A 20,461-nucleotide genomic window follows, 5' to 3' on the forward strand; every position below is an offset into this window, starting at 1 on the left:
GTTATGGTCGATAGATGCGAATCCTCACTCCGCTTCGGGATCCGTCTGTTGCGCTGCTCTGGGGCGGTCTCTCCTTCTCGGCGATTGGGGACCAGATCTATGCCGTGGCGCTGACCTGGATCGCTGTCGGCGTCCTTGGTGCTGCGACCGGCTATCTTTCTGCTCTCGGTGCCGGATGCGTGCTTGCGACCGCACTGGTCGCCGGGCGCTGGGCGGATGCGTGGAGCGAGCGCGTTGCCATGATCGGTGCCGATCTCTTGCGCGCCCTGGCGCTGATTGCCTTCGTGCTCGATTGGAGTATTCGGGGCCAGCCCACCACGGCGGTGCTAGTACTTGCGACCGTCGTGCTTGCCATCGGGCATGCGGTATTTCGCCCGGCTCTGCAGGGCCTCTTGCCATCTCTAGTGAGCGATCCTGTACGTCTGCCTGCCGCGAACGCCCTGCTTGATAGCACTGCTCGCATCGCCCGCTTACTTGGGCCCGGACTCGTTACTATTTTCGTGGCCTGGGTGCCCACCAGGCACTTTCTATCTCTGGATGCGGCAAGCTTCCTACTCTCGGCCGCCTCGCTTCTCCTGATCGGCCAGATGCGTCCATCCTACCGGTCCCGTGACGACGGGCCGCCACGGAACGTCCTCGCCTCCGCGCTTCACGGTTTTCGGGCGGTTGCCGGACACCCTCTGCTGCGTATGCACCTGCAGGTCACCGGAATCATCAACGGGGTTTGGTACGCGGTCATATTTCTAGGCCTTCCGCTCGCCATCGCACGGAATGTGCCAGGCAATCTGGGGCTCGGCGGGTATGGCCTCGTCATATCGGCCTATGGCTGCACGAACCTCGCCTCGACCCTGATCATCGGCAACCGGAAAATGCCCCGCAACCCCGGCCCAATCATGTTTGCAGGCCATGTCGTTCTCGGCGCTGGATTTCTGATGATGGCGCTGGCGGCGATTGCGTCCTTGCCGCCAGCAATGACGGTTGCGGCTTTTGCCGCAGGCGCGGCAGTCGGTGCCGTCGGGGGACCGATGCATGACATCCCCGTGGCCGTGCTCCGCCAGACTGAGCTGCCGAGAGCCGACATTCCAGCGGCAACACGGGCCTATCTCATCGCGACGAATGGCGGGGTCCTCGTCACGATGCTGCTTGCTCCCTCGCTCTACGCCGTTCTTCCGGTGGCTTGCGTTATCGCTTTCTGCGGTCTGGTCACCATTGGTATCGGCGTCGCGGGCATCGTGCGATTCGCGGCCTCACCGGTTCGCACCGATCCCCTTTGATCGATTTGCGAGATATTGGCACGCGCCCAACTGCGATTGGGCGAGCGACCGCGGGTTGATCAACGAAGCTACCAGCCTTCGCCAAGTCGGCTCGCTATGTCCCGCTGGGAGAGCACCTCCCTGCAAGTTTGCCATCCGCTTTGCCAGTCTCGTTCCGCCGTCGACAAGGAGACGCCGGTCGCGGTGTTACCCCATCGCGCGTCGAATGCATTGGCCCGCTGCCGCCCCTCGACGAATTTCCGCAGATCTCGCTCGAGGCCGTGCTCGTCGTCGATCCAGTCGTCCGATAGGACGTCCGGCAACTGCCCGAAGATATCGAATTTGTCTTTCATGCGCGCTGAAAGCTTGTCGTAGATGTCCTCGTCACGGCTGTCCGGAACTCACCAATATGCCGTTACGAAAGAACTCCATCCGCGGCGATGTCGTCCATGCGTCTCGCACGCGGGCGGGCATGCCAGGGACATTGTCGAGTTGTCCGGAGTCTTTGCGGTAGAGCGCGATGCCGCGGCCAACCTTACGGACGTTGTGAGTATCGGGGCTAAATTCCACGCCGAGTTCGGCAAGCCTCTCAACCGGGTCGCCGCCGGACGAGCGCGAGGGGCGCACCAAGCGGCTCTCCGGCAGCTCAGAGACTGCTGGCGGGGAATAGACGCGGTGCCACCAGTTCGTCAGCGTTGCCCGGTCCTTGCTCGGCACATCGTGGGCATCGAGGGCCTCCCGCACCGTGGCTAGCCCGTCTACGATTCCCTCGTAGATATCCAGTGCGTCGTTACGAGCCATTCCGAACGCTGGGTAGGCCGCGAAGGCGACCAACGGATCCGGCGTAGGAAGAATGTGCTCAGCAGGTGCCAGGACGAGACGCTGCGAGCGGTTCACCGTAACGTCGAATGCCGGTGACAGGCGCCATTGGCGGCCCTCTCTGAGGAAACCGTGATTGCGCAGATGGTCATCGGTGTTGTGGATAAAGCAGTTGAATAGCAGGCGGCGGAATAGTTCAGCCTCGCAAGGAACGACAGCGTGCTGCCGGGCTTTAGTGGCCAGGGACGCCTAAGTTTCGTTCGTGGCGTATTCGGTATTGGTGACGCCCATCATCGTGGCCGCGCTCGAATAGCCAAGCCTCTCGCCGTTCCCCGGCCGGTCGAACCGGCTGACGAGCAGGACCGACCGGCTGCCAATGGAAACGACCTCGTGTGCGGGCACCTCAATGCCGCAGGCGCGCGCAAGCGTGAGGCAAGTTGCTTCCACCCGCGGTTCATCAAACGCGTCGCCCTGAGATCGGAACTTGGCGATCAAGGGAAGGCCATCGCGCCAGATGGTCGCCTTGGGGCGAGCTCCACCGATATCGCTGCCCGCCCGCACGAGCTGCGCAAGGTGATGAGCTGTGGCCGTCCCGGCTTCCACCGCCTCCACGGCCGCCTGCAGTGTCTCAAGGGTGTCTCCTCGCTCGGGATGGTCATCACTTGTTGGCCCCGGGGGTCCATCGCTCAGGCAGCATATCGGGGGATGGACCGAACCGAAGCTCACCCGTCCTCTCGTTCCCTGTCGCCGCAAGGAACTCTCCGTCCCCGAAGTGCTGTTTGGGGAATGCTGCTGTCAGGATGGAGCGCCCCCAGCCGTCCGGCGCGGCATCGAGGAATGGCAGCGGAACCTCGGTCTTTGTGCTTGGATCGCTTCGAAACGCACCTCGTCTCAGCGGCAAGTGGATTGGATCGATCTCACCACCGTTGGCATCGAGCCACGACTGTGCATAGCGAAAGGTGGAACTCCGGATGCGCCCTGCGCCCTCGAATGTTAACCCCCCCTATCGGTACGGTGGCCCCATGCCGCTGGGCGAAGACGATGAGACGATCGAGACGACCGTTAGAAGTTTTCCACATCACTCACCCCCGATCTCGAACTCCGGCGCCGCCCCGTCTCCAGTTCGAGGTCCGCCCCGATAGGGTCCGCATCCAGGATGGAACCTAGGCGATCTGAGTAGCCGAAGATGGCTAGGGTCTTCAGCAAACATCCCACACTTACGCCGGTATCCCCGGATTCCAAGGCGGCGTAGGTCTTGCGCGTAACGCCCGCGCGCTGGGCCATCTCCGCCTGAGACCAGTTGCGCCGCAGGCGCGCCGCCCGGACGCGGCGGCCTAATGTGGCCATCACGTCCGCGTCCGCAGGCAAAAGAGAAACCCGCTTTCTCATGCCTGAACAATAGGGGTGGATGTCCCATTTAACAATCCTAAAAGGCTTCTATGGTTATAAAATGGGTCAAAATGTAGCCCGGACCGATCCGCTTTCTGACGTCCGGATAGCCCTTGGACATCTCTGGACACGAACCAGGCGAACCCTTGGCCTTCTGGCTGCCAACCATGGCTGACGGTCGCTCCTTGAGTGGGCAATCCGTTCCAGGAATACAGATTGCAGGGACCGACCTTCACTCGTCGTTACGCAGTCGATGATTGGCGTGTGCCAAACTCAGCGGCGGCAGCTGCCACAACGGCACCAAATTCTCGCGTCGCCTGCAGGCCGACGGCTTCAAAGGCAGCCTGCGGTGCCGGTGGTCATCGAGTGGCAACCCGGCGTCGGCATCTGAGAAAGCTGGCCGGGCACGAACCGGCGCACTGCCGCCCGCCCGAAAGCTGAGGGTATTGGGTCAGTTTGAGTTTTCGATATCGACCCCAAGTCCGTCTCAGGGAGGTCCGCTGCTCCGTTCCAAGGGCGGACATATTGGAGCGCACGGTAGAGATAGCATCGCGTCCGAAGCCGACTTTCAAACCAGATTTCCGCACCGCTTAAGCCGTTGATTTCCAATGATGGGGAAGCGTTACAAAATCCCTGACTCATTCGCGGTCCAGAGCCATCTTATCCGGCAGGAGGTTTCATGTATTGTTCAGGTATGGCCAAAATCAGATTGATGACCGCCGACGATATCGACTCCTCGCAAGGGCTGCTGTCACAGCTCGGCTATCCTCTGGAAAGCAGCGAACTCCGACGACGATACGATGCCGTGGCAAGGTGCCGCGACCATGCTCTCTTCGTCGCGGAAGACGACGGGCGCGTTGTTGCGCTGTGCCATGTGTATGCGCGTCCTGCTTTGGATAAACCTCCCGAGGCAATTGTGCAGGCGCTTGTCGTCGATACCGCTGCTCGCAGCACTGGTGTGGGAAAAGGCATGATGGTGACGGCCGAAACATGGGCCAGGAATTTTGGTTTTAAGTCTGTCGCACTCGGATCAAGCGTAACGCGCTCGGACGCGCATGCATTCTACGAGGCCATCGGTTATGAGCGAACGGCAACCTCTCACCTGTTCAGGAAGGATATCCAAGCGTGAATAGGACAATAGCGGAAATTCAAACTGGCCCATTACCAAGCTGAGCCATCCGATGACGACGCAGCGCGAAATAGGTAAGCTGGCGACATGCCAATTACCCGCCCGGATTTTATGATCAGAACGCTACGCCTGATCCTCCGACCCTGGCAGGAACGCGATCTTCCATTTTTCGCGAAGCAGAATGCCGACCCTAACGGCCAATGTCAGAGTGAGGATTGGGCAAACATGTTTCCTGGACCACCTGATCCTTCACAGGATCGATGGGAAATGGCTCGTCACTTCGAAGGGCCTCCACGTCGAACAGATCCTGCCACCGGGGTCCTAGTCCTGAATGGGCGCGGCCGGAACCTGCCGCCCGTCTCCCACGGCATGCCAGACTGACGGTCAGTAGGCTGCGCAGGCGGAGACGAGGATAGCGGCTGCTGGGTCGAACGCCGCTCTCGCAGGGTGACCCCCGCGCAGGCAGGGGACGAGACACGCTTGACGCCACCACGGCGTCACGCCGTCAATAGTCCTGTCAAACCCAACGAACGTAACGGTCCCAGAGAGCTGCCCCGCGCTTCGCTTCGGATTCGGTTCGCACGTTCTTGCGCCGACCCTGGAGTTCTGGGGCGTCATCGGCATCTAGGATGCGTAGTCGAACGGGATCGATCCAAACCCTGATGGGCTGACCGCCTTGGTTCCGGACTAGAACGGCTGCTATCTCGTCGTGGTGGGGGGCATCGGGGGCGAGGCGGTAGTAGTTCTGCAGCTCCCCCATCGTGACAGCCAAACCGGCACCATCAGCCCAATCTGCCACGCTTGATATGTCGATGTCGCGGCCTCGTCCCATGCCGTTCCGCCTTGTCATCCTGGCTTCAGGCGTCTGCAGCTCTCTCGCTAGAATCTCCACTTCCACCTCCTGCTTCCGTGGCTTGGGACTTCCTTGCGGCCAGACTTGCGGATCGTTTGCATATGATATCCGCTTCGTCCGGGCGTCGCATGCCCCAGCTGATGCCGCGCCTTACGGATGTCCAATATACCTCACGTTCTGTCCAAAAGCCGTAAGCATCTTGGCCACTCATCGCTGTGAACCACTCGGTCATCGTACAGGGACCATCCATCAGGGACGGATCGAAAATTTCGAGCCTCACGCAGTCGGTGCCGCGACCGACCAGCATGCCTGGTGCCACATGGAAGTCCCATGGATACAAGTCATCGGCGCGGCCTACGCCGGTTCAGAGCGGTGTCTTGCTTTTGTCGAACTGCCCTAGGAGAAATGCTCACGCCTTCAACATTACCAGCCCCCTACCGTCGAGCGCGACACGTCAGTTCCGCGCGCGCCTCGCAGCCGCCGTTTAGCCAACCCCAGGGAATTTCCAGTTGGCCTAGTTCATGCCAAAGCTCATCCGATTTTGTTGCGGTTACCGCGCCAACCGCAACCGGCCCTTCGCGAACGACTCTTGCGCGTCGGGGCGCCCATCGTTGCGAGCCGCCACAGCGACAGGGGGTTAACAGCGACGCGACTGTGACCATGCACGACGAAGGTAACGATGCAGCGATCCGGACAGACATTGGGCCGCTCGTCTCCCGTCCCGTTGGCGCACGAAAACAAAGCAACCAAGATCGGCCGGGCCATAGCGGCGTTGCCGACGGTGATGTAACGAATTTGGAATGGCCGCTGGCCTCACGGAAGACTCTCCGGCCCCGCTACGCTATACTCGGTTACCGCACCACCCAGGGAGCGAATGAGATGGCGATGGCAACTCAGAGCGAGGGCATCCAAGACTTGTTGGCCGACATGATGGTCGTGAAAGGCATCGCGGCATTCCTCATCAAGAAATTGCCTAAAGGCGAACGTGAGGGAGCAATCGAACAGGCGCTATCCCTTGTCCGCGGCGAGGTTGAATCACGGCGCGATCTTCTCGCGATGTCGAACGCGCAGGACGGTCAACGCTGGATAGATCGCGTTCAGCGGCAAGTCGCTCTTTTTGAGGATCACGTACGAGCTGCTGACGAAATTTGATTTCGAGATCCTAAGGTCGTGCAGCAGTCTGGGCTGTTGAAGGCCTAAGGCACGGTGGACCTTTCCCCTACTATCGAACCGCACCGAGTACTTTTGACATGTGAGGTTCTGGTTCGTCGCCGACAAAGATGGGTTGCCTACAGCTTGCCTGCCTCACGTAGCTGAGGCAGGCGGCACGTCCGGAGTTGTGCAAGATCCCAGCCGAGAACACCGCGACAGGCGCGGCTCCCGGCTCCTGCTGTGCGTTTGAGAGCAGGCTCGCTTTCATGAAACCGAAGCTGAGTGTCCGACCAGACGTGCCGGTTCGCTGTTCGCATCAGTTAGCCCTCTTCCTCGATGGGGAACTGAGCAACCCGTCTTGCACCGCCGTTGAAGTGCGCCGCGATAAGATGGCCAGCCGCGACAGCCATGATACACAGGATCACCGAGACAAGGATGTTGAGCGATGCGCGGGCCATCGCGTCGCTGCGCAACAGGTCCAAGGTCTGCAAGCTGAACGATGAAAACGTGGTGTACCCGCCACATAGACCAATCATTACGAACAATCGCATGTTCTCCGAAACAGGAAATCGGCCATGCGCCAAGGTCAGGGTGCCGAAGAAGCCAATGATAAACGAGCCGGTGACGTTGATTGCGATGGTGCCCCAGGGCAACTCGCGACTGATTGATAAAGCCAGCACGGAGATGACGTAGCGGGCCAAAGTACCGAAGGCTCCGCCAATCATGACGACAAGACAGGTGGTGAAAGACACGCGCGCTCCTTTGATTGGGCGGGCGTGAAAAGCCCGCCTGGGCGGCGGGCTGCTGCGGACGCACCCCTACCGCCATGGTTGCGGTAGGAGTCATCAGCCCTTGCGGGCGGTTTCGGGGAACTCCATCCCCATCAGCACCGGATTAGCGGGCTGTCCTGGGTTTGGCAACCTTTGCTGTGACGACAGCCACCTAGGACAAATGGCCAGGAACCGCTGCCCTCGCGAGTACCGGTCCAGCACTGTCGAATTGAGGCGGCAGCACGCCGCGGCCGACAACGGCGGGTCTAGCATTCCTCCGCCAGGAAGAGAGCGAAGGGTTGGGCAGGATGCTCGCCCCCTCTCTGCGCTTTCCGCTCGTCTCGACGTCAGTCGGAGCCATCCAGTCACCAATGCCGGGAGTGCTCCGCGCCAGTCGATCTGCGAGAGTAATCGAATTCACGTGCGTGCACGCAGCGATCCGCCCCCGCCTCGACGCCTCCGCCTCATGCAGATAGGTCGTGAACCCATCATTGGCCGGTTTTTCGGAATTGAGCAGCATGACTGCGCTAACCTGTCCGCGATGACCTACGCCGTGGGTGCGCGACTGGTTAGCGGATACCTCAAGGGATATCGACCGCGCTAACAGCGGTGCTCGTGTTCAGCCGGGCGCGTGACGTCCCTCGCCGCTCAGATTCGAAAGCCAGATATCGGGCCTTATGGATTGATAACGAGACTTAGGTCTTGATATCTGACCATGTGTTGAGATAGGCTCGATTGGAGCGAAGGGAGCCATACGATGGCTAGAGCAACACATCAGAGCGCTCAGAGGTACCCCCTGACGTCCATCTTCGGCACTGATGCCGGAGTTCGGCTACTGCGCGAATTGGCTCGCCATGGTGGCCAGCTTTCGGCCCCAAATCTCGTTCATCGAACCGGCCTCGCCAAGGGGAGCGTCGCGCATGGGCTTGAGGCGCTGGAGGCGACTGGTATTGTCTCAAGGGCAGGAACAGGTCGCAGCATGCTCTATCGCCTGCGCCCGGACCATCCATTATCTCCCGCGTTGTCTACGCTATTCGAGGCGGAGGAGCGGCGGTTTCAATCCATTCTCGACAGCATTAGGGTCGCAGCGGAATCTGCTGAGCCTGGATTGGTGGCGCTCTGGGTGTTTGGCAGTGTGGCGCGCGGGAAGGACCGCGCCGACAGCGACCTAGACTTGGCGCTCGTGGCGGAGCCTGAGGTGTTGCCTCGGCTGAGCGACGCGCTCCGGGACGCACTGGTCGCACCTGCCGAGAGGCTAGGTTTCACTCCTTCGCTGGTGACGCTAGGGACCGACGACGTCGTGAGGCTCGCTGCCCAACATGACCCGTGGTGGACCGGTGTCGCCAGAGACGCAATCCCTTTGCTCGATGGGAGCCCCGACGAAGTGGCGGTTGCGCTTAGGACCGCCGCCGGAAAGGAGGCGGCCGCATGACGAGAACGGGCCGGGCAAAGACTGTCACTGGAACATTCGGGACTGATCGCCTGAAGCTGGCGCGGTCATTCCTGAAGGCGGCCCGAAGCGAGGTTTTGCTGGCAGAGCCCGAGGATATCGGCAATCCCCCAATGTCCCCAATTGTCAACGCTGCGATCGCTTACACGGATGCCCTGACTGCGAAATACGCGGAGCGTGCAACCAACAAGATCATGTCGCGGCCGTGTCTGCCCTACGCGACGCCCTCGGCAATCGTTTGCCAGGCGCGCAAGAAACCAATCTTCGTCGGATTTTGGGCGTGAAGGACGAGGTCCAGTATGGGACACGCGCCCACTCCATGGATGACGCCCAATCGCTATTGGACCGCCTTGAAGCCTTCGCGTCCTGGGCCGAGACTGAAATGGCTCGGCCAAAATGAGGCCATCCTGAAAATCTGTGAACCTGCCCAAAAGGCGCTTCCCGGCAGGATGCAGTCCCCCATTAGTTTCGGCTGCGGACGAAGCGGCGCGTGTCGTCGGTCTTCCCCACCGACACCACGGCCCAGGGCGAATGACCGATGCCGCTTCGCGCATCGACCAGGTTTCGGATCATCAGATAAACCAGCGTCGGGTTGAGCCTGCGCGCTGGCCAACCGTTGCGCGGGAATGAACTTAGGTCCCTGTATGTGGCAAATGATAGCTTTTGGTGCGCCGATGGCAGGTTCTTCGCCCTGGGGTGCCGGTGGACCAGGGGCAGGCGGCACTCAAGACCTTCGGGTCATCCGGCACCACTGATGATCTTCAAGGACAGGATCTGGTATCCCGCTTCGAGGCAACGCCCGCGAGGCACGCAAGGTGGCGCGATTATCTGGGCCAGTTGCCGCGGACCGACCGCGGGCGCGCAACGACATCTTCCCTGGGACGTTGAGGCGCTTTACGGCTTGCACGACGTTCTGGTCACTCAAGAGACTCCGAAGCAAGTGTGCGCCGGAACGAATGTTCTATCGCGCGTCGAGCTGTTCGCGATTGCGCGCCGCCACACCGACGGGTGATCTGCTGGCCTTCCACCACGTCTTAAGGTGCTCGTTCATTGGTCGCTCGATAATGTGGTATGAAGCCAAGCCGACCAACACGCTGACCACAACTGGGATCAGTATGCAGATGGGCCGGGGCACGTCGAGTAAAACGTTTGTTTTGAGTATTCTAGCATAGGATATTATTACGAAAGTCTGGGTCAGGTATATTGAATACGATGCGTCGCCCATGGCCACAATACTCTTGCCGAGATATGTCTCGGGCGGACGGATGGAAAGTGCAAACACCAGCAATGCGACGGCTGGAACACCCCACAACAGGAAACGGATATTCGGGTCAAGTCCGGCGGTCCCGCCCTGGTCGCCCCCAATCCGCGGCCCGAAGGCACCAAGGACAATGCCCGCGATTCCGACCAATAAAGCTGCACGACCCAACCCATCAGGAATATAGCCCCTTGTGTAGGCCGCGGCCACTGCAAAGCCGAAGCAGAACTCAAGCACCGTCGGATTACCAAGGTAACTTGCCTCGCTTGGAGGTAAAAACTGACAAATAATAACGATTAATGGTATAGAGAAGAGAGGCCCCAAAATACCAGAACGTCTTGTTCCAATCAAAAGCCAGAGCGCCAGGACTGCGTAGAAGTACATTTCATAGTTGAGGGTCCATCCGAAGCCAATTACCACATTCGGAGTTGGCAAGAACAGCAATGACAAAGCAACGGACTCTCTGGTAATTTGCATGTGCCTATAAAGGCCGGTAAAATGAAGGAACACTATCGCTAGGGTGCATATCCAATACATTGGAACTATACGAATTATTCGTCTTATGAAGAAGTCCCCCGACACGTTAGCTCGACCAAAACGGTTGTGGTTGGTGTAATACATGATGAAGCCGCTGATGACGAAGAAGATATCGACGCCACTGGCACCCATCACCACGAGTGGGGCCGGAATACCGTGTTCAAAGAGCGGCCGCGATTCCTTCAGAGAATGATGGCAGACTACCAAGAGCGCTGCCACCGCCCGCAAAATTTGCAAGCCCGTAAGGTTAGCCTTTTCACGCGATGCCATGGTTCATGCGCGTACGCGTATTGATACGTGGTTGATAGATTACAATAAGGATTAGGCTTAATTATCCACAGGCCTCCGATCGGATGAAGTCTCGGCTAGTACGTATCTAACAGTAACAAAATCTTAACGGTGCGTCACAATAGAACGTTTCTAGGAGAGTTGATAATTCGCAATTATTGAGTTCGAAGCAGGCCGACAACCCGCTCTGGCTCGTTTTGGGAAGTCAGATCAAGCGCGGCCAGCGTCCGGTTGATCAGCCCCTGTGCTTGCCGCGACTTGATGGATATCAAGCGAGCATATCTGCAGTCCCGTGTGCCGTATCGCAACAGAGGCTCTCCTGAACCAGAATGCGACAGACTTGCATCCTGCGAATAGGTTTGCAGAGACATCAACATCCGTCCCCCGGGTGTATCGAAACCAAAGCGATGTAAGTGGTAATTGAACGGGAGTGCAAAGACCGAGTCTTCAATGCCGCGTTGACATACCGGGTGGCAGCTTCCGCCACGTATCTGTAGAGAATTTTCCAAGAACGTGCTGGTGTCGTGTAATCTTGTATCGTAACAAGATGGCATTTCCTCCAGGATAGAGTTACGGGTTACCCTAGACACGGTCCTGCGCATCAAAGCGCATAGCGTGCGGGAAGCGGAACATTCCGGCGCCCCAGGACATGAGGAAATCGCCATTGCTGTCGAAGATCAATACGGGATGTTCGTTGGAACGATTGAAGCAGAACACGCGGTCCCGCGAGTCAACGCCCGCGGCCGCGGGCTTCATCTCGATGCCCGGCGGCACGCGGGCCCAATTCTCGTTCACATCATAGGTCTATTTGCCGCTGCCGACGATCTGTTCCATCAAGACCTCCCATAGCGCGTCAGCACGCTAACCAATTCTTGTCTCGTCACCTGTGCACTAACCCAGCGAGCAGGACATGGACAGCAACCCACCGACTTCGGTTTGTCAATCTCGCTGCTGGGGAGAGGATGATCGCCACAACGCCGTTCCAGCGCAACATTGGCTAGCCAACCTGGATGAAGCGAACAACGATTGGAGAGTGCAGTAAGGTTCAACGGTTAAACGGCCGGACCGGACTAGCCGGTCGTATTGACCGGTCCACGATCGAGTACGGCGTTTGCTTGCGGGTTTAGGTGGCCCAGTCCGCGATGTCGCACTTGCGCGCAAATCAGACGTCGGGCCTACTCTTCGCATACCTAAAAAGCGGACGGAATTTCCTGTGACGGGTGAAGAACTGGGAGAATGTCTCCTGGCGCACGTCGCGGAGTGTCAATCAGCGCGGCAACGGGATCCTGCATCCCTTCTTCGGCCATCAGCGCCGAGTGTGCTGGTCGCACGGCCTGTAGGATGGCGGAAGCGGTCGGGCTGACGTCTCGCGAAGGGAGAAAGGCAGCGTGTGTAATCTCTATTCCCTGAATTCTGATCAGGCGACCATGCGCCAGTTGTTCGATGTGGCGGTCGACGACATCGGCAACTGGGATGTGCAGTTCGGCGTGTTTCCGGATTATAGCGCGCCCATTGTGCGTCAGTCTCCTCAGGGGCGAGAACTTGCCCTCGCACGTTGGGGCATGCCCACGCCGCCGGAATATCTCGCAGGCAAGAAGACCGACCCCGGGGTGACCAATATCCGCAATACCGGATCACCTCACTGGCGGCGATGGCTGGGGGTCGAGAGCCGTTGCCTGGTGCCCTTCACTTCATTTGCGGAGCCGGACAACGGAACATTCGGCGGCCGCGCGCCGGTGTGGTTCGCGGAAGCCGAGGCCCGGCCGTTGGCGTGCTTCGCCGGGATCTGCCTTCGCGGATGGACATCCGTCCGGAAGGTGAAAGAGGGTGAAGTTGCGGCCGACCTCTATGGGTTTCTCACGACCAAGCCGAATGCCGAAGTCGGGGCGATCCACCCCAAGGCCATGCCGGTGATTTTGAGGACCGCGGAGGAACGTGACCTTTGGATGCGGGCGCCGTGGGCCGAGGCGAAGGCTCTGCAGCGGCCTCTGCCTGATGGGGCGTTGCGGTTCGTGGCGCAGGGTCAGAAGCAGGACGGCGAGCCAACTGTCCTGGCATAATCTCGAAGGTGTTTAAGCAGGGTTTGCTTCCCGGCAACGGGATTGCAATTGTCTTTTGTCCAGCCTTGGATCCCTGATCATCCGCGCTGCTCTGGCGGTCCGGGGCGGGCTCCAGGATCGGGCCCTGCCCCAGCGTCCCGGCACGCGATTTCATCTTGTCGGCAGCGGACTGGACCAGTCGTGCGCGGCGCACGGCACACGGCGCACGGCGCACGGCGCACGGCGCACGGCGCACGGCGCTGCAGAGCCATAGGAGGTTGCTATTCGTGTCGAGGTTTATTTCGACGACCGCCGGAAATAGATCTGAGCTAAATCGGATGACGGCAGTCCACAATCATACAGGGTTGAATGGTCACTGTCTGAGGCTTGCGGTTGCGCAGGAGCAGTAAGGTCACGATTGCCGTGAATCCGGCCATCACAGAGCCCATAACCATCGCCGTCGCAAAGCCGTTGGCGTAAGCCAAGACGGCTTCCTCATGAATCGATGTCGTGGCTCCGGTCGAAGCACCAGCGACGAGATCCGAGAGATCACCTGACGTTAATTGCCGACTGAGTGTTTCCGCCGCGTGTTCGGTGAGGCCGTTCAGACGTGCCAATGGCACGAACACATTATGGGAGCGATCTGCCAAAATCGTGCCTAGCAACGCGACGCCGACGAGGAGGCCAACGAAACGAGCTGTTGCTGCCATGCCAGAGGCCATCCCGGCTCGCTCATCAGGTACGGCCGATTGGACCGCTTTGACGGTGAGGCCATTAAGGAGCCCCGCGCCGCACCCGGCAAGCGCAATTCCGACCGCAAACCAGGGATAGGGTAAAGTCGCCCGGCTTACGATCGAAATTGCCGCCTCGCCGAAAGCCCCGAGGCCCAGACCAAACGCGAGCATGGACGCCATCGACATGTGCCTGGCAAGGCGCGCGGCAAATTGAGGTGCGACGACCATAGGCAGTGCAAATGGGATCATCGCCAGACCGGCATCGATTGGAGCCAGACCGTAAACAGTTTGCAGGTAGAGCGGTAATAGGAAAATCAGGACCTGCATAGCTGCGCCATACCCAGCCATGGTCAGCAATCCGCCGACGAAGGCGCGGCTCCTGAACAATGTAAGATCGACCATTGCGCTCTCGTTGCGGCTCTCAAGCCAGAGGAACAACGCCAGGAGGATGGCGACACCAACGAGCTGGACCAACAGTCCCCGATTGAATAGCCCCGTGTCGTTTGCCGCGATCAGTGCGTGAACGAGTAATGCAAGCGCGAAACCGAAGCTTATGGCCCCGGAAAGATCGAGGCCTCGAGCCTCGGGATCGCGCGATTCCTTAATATTATAGAAAGTGGCTACCAACAGAGCGGCACAGATTGGTCCGTTGATTAGAAAAATTGGTCGCCATCCTAACAGCTGGGTGATGATGCCACCCGCGATCGGCCCGGACGCGAGCGCGACACCGATGCTCGCTCCCCAAATCGCAAAAGCCCTGGCCCGCTCGGCACCTTCGAAATCATGGGAAACGATGGCCAAAGACGATGTCAGCAGAAGGGCGGCACCAGCTCCTTGCAGGCCGCGGCTGAGCTCTAGAATCGTTAACGACGGGGCCAGGCCGCAGGCGATCGAGGCGATGGCGAAAATCGTAAGACCCGTCGCCATGGCGCGCCTACGACCGTGCAGGTCTGAGTAGCTCCCGGCGGCAAGAAGACACGCGCAAAACACCAGAACATAGGCACTTACGACCCACTGTAGACCCGCGAAACTCGTTTCGAAAGACCGGCCGATCGCCAGCAGTGACACGGCGACAATGTTGGAATCGAGCATAATCAGTGATGAGACAAGGGAAACGGTAATGATTGGAGTCAGCTTTTGCGAAGCGGACCCATTACCTTGTCGGGCACCTATGATCGGGGTTTTCTGCATCGGGTTGCTCATTCAGGCGGACCTCATGTATCGCAGCGCAACTTTGGCCGCACAGTGAGTTTTACACGCGCCACCGGCGGACGGGTCTGGCCAGCATGACGAATGAACGATTGAGCACCAATCAAGGACTTCTTGCGCGGCCGTCGTCTGCGAGATGCCGCATCAGTCGCACGGAATCCGATTTTTGACGCCATTAGGCCAGATAGGCCGATCAGTCGGTGCCATCGCGTTGACCTGCTGAGCTCTTCCAACTTCAACGGACGCAGCGATCGCAGATCTTGCTCGCCCTGGACTGACACCTGCCCGGCGAGCAGGACAACGGAAAGACGGAACCTCATGTTCAATGCAATCGGCTACGCCGCCTGGGCGTTCCTGGCGGGAGCATCAATCCCCGTGATGGCAATTCTCAACGCGCGCGCCGCCCGCATCCTTGGAGGTGCGGTGTCAGCGACGATCCTGCTTCTCATCGTCGGACTTGTCACGGCGGTTGCCTTGACGCCGATCTTTCGATCGCCGGTCCCAAAGATCGGCCTGCTCGCAAGCATGCCTGTCCCGCTCTATATGGGCGGAGTCATCGTCGCGCTTTACATCATGAGCGTCACCGCACTGGCGCCACGTTTCGGCGTCGCAAATACAGTGCTATTCGTGGTCTGTGCTCAGATCGCCGCCGCGGCCGTGATAGATGCGTGGGGACTGTTCGGAGCGGCGGTAAGACCAGTAACACTTATGCGCGCCGGAGGAATATCGATCGCTATCCTCGGGGTGGTCCTCTCCCAGCTTGGATCGTCGAGCGTGGGATCAGTCCGATGAACACGGACGAGCAAACAAGCCACCAGAATACCGCCTCCGCCAGGGAGAGCTCGCGGAACAGCTCCGCAACGGGTTGGGATAGACCCGATCCTCCTAAACGTGCACCTCGCAGATCTGCACTGTTGATGGTCATCGCAGTGACGCTCGTGGGGGGGGTCGTTGGGCTTTTCTGGGAGCGCCAGTCCCGCGGGCCAACGATTGCTGCGACACCTTCTACCGCTCCGGACGTTACCGTCAATCTGCCGATTGCGAAAACTGTAGCAAATCGAACGGGATTTCTGGGTCAGTTTTCCGCTGTCGATGCAGTCGAAATCCGTGCGCAGGTCGGTGGGGTTCTGACAGGGATCGAATTCAAGGACGGCCAAGTCGTCAAGAAAGGCGATCCGCTGTTTGTCATTGATCCACGACCCTACGAAATCCGACTCACGACAGCCGTTGCTGCAGTGCGTACGGCCGAGGCACAAGCAGATTTGGCACAGAGTGAACTGTGGCGGGCACAGCAGCTCAAACAAACAAACTTCGGCACCGCGGAAAGCGTGGACCAGCGTATTTCCGACCTCCGTGTCGCTAACGCAGCAGTCGATACTGCCAACAGCAACGTCCGGAATGCGACCCTCGATTTTGAGTATTCCCACGTGGCCGCACCGTTCACAGGGCGAGTCAGTAATCATCGCGTCTCGATCGGCAGTCTGATCAGCGGCAGCCGCGCCGGGACCAGCCCGACAACCCTACTGACCACGATCGTCTCCACTGATCCAATTTACCTCAACTTTGACATGAGCGAGAATGACTATCTCGCCTTCGCTCGCGCCCATCCCGATGGAGAATTGGAGGAGCAGGTCGATTTCCGTCTGGGTGATGAGGAGACGGAGACACGGCGCGGTAGCCTTGACTTCATCGACAACACGATTGATCGGGCGTCTGGGACAATCCACGCCCGCGCAACAGCCCCTAACCCAGACGGGTTCCTCAAACCAGGTTCATTCGCGAGGCTAAGCCTCGTAACTGGGCAACCGCGTCCGTCGCTCCTTGTCCCCGAGACGGCGCTGCAACTGGACCAATCAAACCACGTCCTGATGACAGTTGCCGCGGATGACACCGTCGTGGCCAAAGTCGTCACTGTTGGAGACCTTGATGGCGGCATGCGTGTGATCACGGGAGGCCTTCTTGCGACCGATCGCGTCATCGTTGACGGCCTTGTACGCGCGATTCCGGGGCAGAAGGTTGCGCCTCGCAAGGCGCCGGTGGCACCGAAGGGCTGAGCGCCATGAAATTCACACATACCTTCATTGATCGGCCCATTCTGGCGGTCGTTGTCAGTGTCTTCATCGTGATGATCGGACTTGCTGCGCTGGTGTCCCTGCCAGTCGCACAATACCCGAATATCGTTCCTCCTACGATTCAGGTAACGACGATTTATCCCGGCGCGTCGGCCGATGTCGTTGCCAAGACCGTCGCGACGCCGCTCGAACAGCAGATCAATGGCGTCGAGAACATGCTCTATATGGCAAGTCAGTCGACCGGCGACGGAAAGCTGACCATCACAGTGACCTTCCGGATTGGCACTGATTTGAATACGGCGCAGGTTTTAACTCAGAATCGTGTCACCACGGCTCTCGCGCGTTTACCCGATGATGTTCAGCATCAGGGCGTCGACGTCCGCAAGTCGACGCCCAACATCCTTCTCATCGTTCATCTAATTTCACCTAATGGAACTCGAAATCAGAGTTACCTCTCCAACTACGCGACACTGCATATTCGTGACGTTCTCGCCCGGCTTCCAGGAGTGGGCGACGTGCAAGTCGCAAGCCCGCGTGACTATGCCATGCGGATCTGGATCGACCCGGACAAGGCCGCCGCCTATGATTTGGCCGCAGGGGACATTGTCGCGGCGTTGCGCGCGCAGAACGTGCAGGTATCGGCGGGCATCTTGAACCAACCGCCGACACCTGGGCCAGGAGCCTTCCAGCTTAACATCGCGACTCTAGGAAGGCTCTCCACCCCTGCAGAGTTTGGCACCATCATCATTAAGAACGACGGGCAAGGGCATATCACGCGGGTTCGGGATGTAGCTCGGGTGGAGATTGGCGCCGCCGACTACGGGACAGCGGCCTATTTGGATACGAGCCGCGCAACCCCGATATTTGTGTACGCCCTCCCGGGTGCGAACTCACTGAGCGTCGAGAAGGCTGTGCTGTCCGAGACGAAGTCGCTGTCCCGTGGCTTTCCACAAGATGTTGCCTACCAGGTGATCTACGATCCGACCGAATTCATCCAGCAGTCAGTCAACGAGGTGATGAAAACAATAGGGATTGCCATCCTCCTCGTTGTCGTTGTGGTGGTGGTATTCCTCCAGTCATGGCAAGCGTCTTTGATTCCCGTGATCGCCATCCCGGTGTCACTCATTGGAACCATGGCAATCCTGGCTCTCGTCGGTTTCTCTCTTAACAACCTTTCCCTATTCGGCGTTGTCCTCGCGGTTGGCATTGTCGTCGATGACGCCATCGTCGTCGTCGAAAACGTCGAGCGCAACATTCGCGCAGGCATGACACCTAAGGACGCCGCCCATAAAACCATGGACGAGGTTGGAGGCGCGATCGTCGCTATTGCGCTGACGCTCTGCGCCGTGTTCCTGCCCGCGGCGTTCTTGCCGGGTATCTCGGGACTATTCTTTCAGCAATTTGCGGTGACGATAGCGGCCTCCACGGCGATTTCGTGCGTCGTATCTTTGACCATGAGTCCGGCTCTCAGCGCTCTCCTTTTCCATGCGGCTCTGAAGTCGCCTCCTCGGCGGCGCGTTCTTCCGATCCGGATTGTTGGCGTTTTCTTCGCGGGCTTTAATCGCGTGTTCGACCGTCTAGCGCATGGCTACGCCCGGATGACGGCCGGGTTCGTGCGCCGACTCGGGCTCATGGTCATGCTTTACGCCGTTCTGATCGGTCTCACGGGTTATCAGTTCGCGCGTGCCCCGACTGGTTTCATACCAGAACAAGACCAGAGCTACCTGATCACCGTTCTCCAATTGCCTGCGGGCGCGACCCTGGCGAGGACCGAGGGCGTAGTGCGCCAGGTCGCGGACATCGTACAGCACACTCCGGGGGTCTCGCATGCGGTGCCATTCGTTGCACTAGACGCTACAACTTTCACAGAAGCCTCAAACAGCGCGACGGTCTTCTCGAAGTTGGCCCCTTTCGAAGAGCGTGCCCGGTTGGGGCTGACCGCACCAAGAGTCCTGGCGAGCCTGAGGGCTCGTCTTGCGGGTATTCAGAGCGCCGCTGTTTTCTCGATCGCGCCGCCCCCAGTACAGGGCATCGGAAACGCTGGCGGCTTCAAAATGATGATCGAGGATCGCGCCAATCGGGGTCCGGAGGCGCTCGAAAGGGCGGCCCAGGCGGTCGCAACCGCGGCAAACAAGGATCCGGCGTTGGCAGGTGTCTTCACGTTGTTCAATACGCGGGCACCATCGGTTTATGCTGATATCGACAGAGAGCGAGCGGAGAAGCTTGGCGTCACGCCACATGACGTCTTTGAAGCAATGCAGACCTATTTGGGTTCTACCTATATCAATGACTTCAACTATCTGGGCCGGACCTACCAGGTTATCGCCCAGGCGGACGGCGCATTTCGTCAGCGCCTTGCTGACATCGGCCGCCTGCGCATGCGCAACACGGCTGGCCAGATGGTGCCGATCGATACTGTCGCTCGCCTTAGGGGGATAACGTCGCCTTACCGTGTCCCGCACTACAACCTATATCCGGCTGCGGAAGTGCTCGGCGGCGCAGCACCCTCCGTCGCATCTGGAACGGCGCTTGCGCACATGGAGCAGATCGCTGCCTCCGTCTTACCGTCAGGATTTGGTTTCGAATGGACTGAGCTCGCCTATCAGGAGCAGCAACGCGGCACTCCTACGCTAGCCGTCTTTGCCGCGGCAGCTTTGTTCGTCTTCCTGGTCCTCGCTGGGCAATATGAGAGTCTAAGCCTTCCCCTGGCAGTGATTCTGATATTACCCATGTGCCTTCTGGCGGCTGTGACCGGCCTTCAGCTGCGAGGCGTCCCGATCAACATTCTTGCGCAGATTGGCTTTGTCGTTCTTGTGGGTCTTGCGGCCAAGAACGCCATCTTGATTGTGGAGTTCGCTAGGCAGGCCGAGACTGAAGGAGCCGAGGCGGCCGACGCAGCCATTTACGCCGCCTGCACCCGCCTACGGCCGATCCTCATGACATCTTTCGCCTTCATCCTTGGCGTCGTGCCGCTCGCGATCGCAACGGGCGCGGGAGCTGAGATGCGTCAATCGCTCGGAATTGCGGTTTTCTTCGGCATGCTCGGGGTGACCGGTTTCGGGCTTCTGTTCACACCCAGCTTCTATACGGTGGTTCGTCGAATTAGCGCTCGACGCGGGGCTCTGGTAGCTCAGCCATCCGCTGATCGCCCCTGAGGTGAGGCGGGTTGACGGCGAGGCGGAATAAAACATGGCCTCGGCTGTGAGGTTAAACGTGCCGACGAACATGCCCGAATCGAAGAGCGAAGATCAATCCTCCGCCTCGACGGCCAACAGCTGCTTCAACGAGCGGTGCTTTATTTCGCGATCGACAACCACGCCGTCGCGGTGATCGCGCCCATCTCGCAAGCCCAAAACGATCAAGGCGGTGGCGCTGGAAGGGCGAACTAACCCTTCAGGTACCCGGTCACCAGGCGCGCACCCTCGTTGATATCCCTTCACCGCGGCAGCTATCCTTCGATCAATGATACGCTCAGGCGCAATGTCGCGTATTGCCTTCAGTGTGCTGAT

General features: G+C 59.4%; 18 protein-coding genes, 2 pseudogenes and 1 riboswitch. Of the genes and pseudogenes, 10 read left to right on the forward strand and 10 right to left on the reverse strand.

Annotated elements, in window-relative coordinates; genetic code table 11:
• The first annotated feature begins 14 nt into the window (after window positions 1-14).
• Window positions 15-1,274 carry an MFS transporter gene (locus GSQ89_RS24025; RefSeq protein ID WP_158930019.1) on the forward strand — a complete coding sequence of 420 codons (1,260 nt, stop codon included), beginning with the start codon at window positions 15-17 and terminating at the stop codon, window positions 1,272-1,274.
• Window positions 1,275-1,342: 68 nt separating this feature from the next.
• Here GSQ89_RS24025 and GSQ89_RS24030 read toward each other — a convergent pair whose 3' ends face one another.
• The 5 genes and pseudogenes from GSQ89_RS24030 to GSQ89_RS40225 form a co-directional block, all read right to left on the reverse strand.
• The gene (locus tag GSQ89_RS24030; RefSeq protein ID WP_158930021.1) at window positions 1,343-1,606 is read right to left on the reverse strand and encodes a hypothetical protein; all 264 of its coding nucleotides are present in this window, start codon (window positions 1,604-1,606) and stop codon (window positions 1,343-1,345) included.
• 31 nt (window positions 1,607-1,637) lie between these two features.
• Window positions 1,638-2,150 (reverse strand): hypothetical protein, encoded by a 513-nt coding sequence (locus GSQ89_RS40210; protein ID WP_254073348.1) that lies wholly within the window; start codon window positions 2,148-2,150, stop codon window positions 1,638-1,640.
• 3 nt (window positions 2,151-2,153) lie between these two features.
• Window positions 2,154-2,798, reverse strand: a pseudogene (locus GSQ89_RS40215) (HipA domain-containing protein); the annotation flags it as partial.
• On the reverse strand, window positions 2,731-3,045 hold the full coding sequence (locus GSQ89_RS40220) for a HipA N-terminal domain-containing protein (protein WP_158930172.1): 315 nt from the start codon (window positions 3,043-3,045) through the stop codon (window positions 2,731-2,733). The pseudogene GSQ89_RS40215 and the gene GSQ89_RS40220, both read right to left, overlap by 68 nt.
• 89 nt (window positions 3,046-3,134) lie before the next feature.
• Window positions 3,135-3,461: a helix-turn-helix transcriptional regulator gene (locus GSQ89_RS40225; protein WP_158930025.1), complete on the reverse strand. Its 327-nt coding sequence runs from the start codon at window positions 3,459-3,461 to the stop codon at window positions 3,135-3,137.
• A gap of 679 nt (window positions 3,462-4,140) precedes the next feature.
• Here GSQ89_RS40225 and GSQ89_RS24055 point away from each other — a divergent pair.
• A complete protein-coding gene (locus tag GSQ89_RS24055) occupies window positions 4,141-4,590 on the forward strand; it encodes a GNAT family N-acetyltransferase (RefSeq protein WP_158930027.1) in 450 nt (149 codons plus the stop codon).
• An 857-nt stretch (window positions 4,591-5,447) separates the two neighbouring features.
• Here the strand turns inward: GSQ89_RS24055 and GSQ89_RS40230 are convergent.
• Window positions 5,448-5,783: a protein-glutamine glutaminase family protein gene (locus tag GSQ89_RS40230; RefSeq protein WP_371734287.1), complete on the reverse strand. Its 336-nt coding sequence runs from the start codon at window positions 5,781-5,783 to the stop codon at window positions 5,448-5,450.
• 320 nt (window positions 5,784-6,103) lie between these two features.
• On the opposite strand from GSQ89_RS40230, the gene GSQ89_RS24065 reads away from it, so the two are divergent.
• On the forward strand, window positions 6,104-6,595 hold the full coding sequence (locus GSQ89_RS24065; RefSeq protein ID WP_158930031.1) for a hypothetical protein: 492 nt from the start codon (window positions 6,104-6,106) through the stop codon (window positions 6,593-6,595).
• 320 nt (window positions 6,596-6,915) lie between these two features.
• Here the strand turns inward: GSQ89_RS24065 and crcB are convergent, their stop codons facing one another.
• Complete coding sequence (gene crcB, locus GSQ89_RS24070) at window positions 6,916-7,347, reverse strand: fluoride efflux transporter CrcB (protein WP_158930033.1); 432 nt, start codon at window positions 7,345-7,347, stop codon at window positions 6,916-6,918.
• 77 nt (window positions 7,348-7,424) lie between these two features.
• A riboswitch (Fluoride riboswitch) is annotated at window positions 7,425-7,486 on the reverse strand.
• Window positions 7,487-8,122: 636 nt separating this feature from the next.
• Here crcB and GSQ89_RS40235 point away from each other — a divergent pair.
• The 3 genes and pseudogenes from GSQ89_RS40235 to GSQ89_RS24085 all read left to right on the forward strand — a co-directional run.
• A pseudogene (locus GSQ89_RS40235) lies at window positions 8,123-8,314 on the forward strand (helix-turn-helix domain-containing protein); the annotation flags it as partial.
• 30 nt (window positions 8,315-8,344) lie between these two features.
• A complete protein-coding gene (locus tag GSQ89_RS24080; RefSeq protein ID WP_254073341.1) occupies window positions 8,345-8,797 on the forward strand; it encodes a nucleotidyltransferase domain-containing protein in 453 nt (150 codons plus the stop codon).
• Window positions 8,794-9,099, forward strand: a complete 306-nt coding sequence (locus GSQ89_RS24085) for a hypothetical protein (RefSeq protein ID WP_216856356.1) — start codon at window positions 8,794-8,796, stop codon at window positions 9,097-9,099. The genes GSQ89_RS24080 and GSQ89_RS24085 overlap by 4 nt, the downstream gene beginning before the upstream one ends.
• A 677-nt stretch (window positions 9,100-9,776) precedes the next feature.
• On the opposite strand, the gene GSQ89_RS24090 is transcribed toward GSQ89_RS24085, so the two are convergent.
• Window positions 9,777-10,880, reverse strand: a complete 1,104-nt coding sequence (locus GSQ89_RS24090; protein ID WP_158930037.1) for an acyltransferase — start codon at window positions 10,878-10,880, stop codon at window positions 9,777-9,779.
• A gap of 600 nt (window positions 10,881-11,480) precedes the next feature.
• A complete protein-coding gene (locus GSQ89_RS24095) occupies window positions 11,481-11,672 on the reverse strand; it encodes a hypothetical protein (protein WP_158930039.1) in 192 nt (63 codons plus the stop codon).
• 614 nt (window positions 11,673-12,286) lie between these two features.
• On the opposite strand from GSQ89_RS24095, the gene GSQ89_RS24100 reads away from it, so the two are divergent.
• A complete protein-coding gene (locus GSQ89_RS24100; protein WP_174254917.1) occupies window positions 12,287-12,958 on the forward strand; it encodes an SOS response-associated peptidase in 672 nt (223 codons plus the stop codon).
• A 308-nt stretch (window positions 12,959-13,266) separates the two neighbouring features.
• On the opposite strand, the gene GSQ89_RS24105 is transcribed toward GSQ89_RS24100, so the two are convergent.
• Complete coding sequence (locus tag GSQ89_RS24105) at window positions 13,267-14,874, reverse strand: MFS transporter (protein ID WP_158930041.1); 1,608 nt, start codon at window positions 14,872-14,874, stop codon at window positions 13,267-13,269.
• Window positions 14,875-15,198: 324 nt separating this feature from the next.
• On the opposite strand from GSQ89_RS24105, the gene GSQ89_RS24110 reads away from it, so the two are divergent.
• The 3 genes from GSQ89_RS24110 (at window position 15,199) to GSQ89_RS24120 (ending at window position 20,107) form a co-directional block, all read left to right on the forward strand.
• The gene (locus GSQ89_RS24110; RefSeq protein WP_158930043.1) at window positions 15,199-15,672 is read left to right on the forward strand and encodes a DMT family transporter; all 474 of its coding nucleotides are present in this window, start codon (window positions 15,199-15,201) and stop codon (window positions 15,670-15,672) included.
• A 125-nt stretch (window positions 15,673-15,797) separates the two neighbouring features.
• Window positions 15,798-16,934 carry an efflux RND transporter periplasmic adaptor subunit gene (locus GSQ89_RS24115; protein ID WP_254073347.1) on the forward strand — a complete coding sequence of 379 codons (1,137 nt, stop codon included), beginning with the start codon at window positions 15,798-15,800 and terminating at the stop codon, window positions 16,932-16,934.
• A gap of 5 nt (window positions 16,935-16,939) precedes the next feature.
• Window positions 16,940-20,107: an efflux RND transporter permease subunit gene (locus tag GSQ89_RS24120; RefSeq protein ID WP_158930047.1), complete on the forward strand. Its 3,168-nt coding sequence runs from the start codon at window positions 16,940-16,942 to the stop codon at window positions 20,105-20,107.
• Window positions 20,108-20,461 lie beyond the last annotated feature (354 nt).

Source organism: Acidisphaera sp. S103 (assembly GCF_009765975.1).
Lineage (GTDB): Bacteria > Pseudomonadota > Alphaproteobacteria > Acetobacterales > Acetobacteraceae > Rhodopila.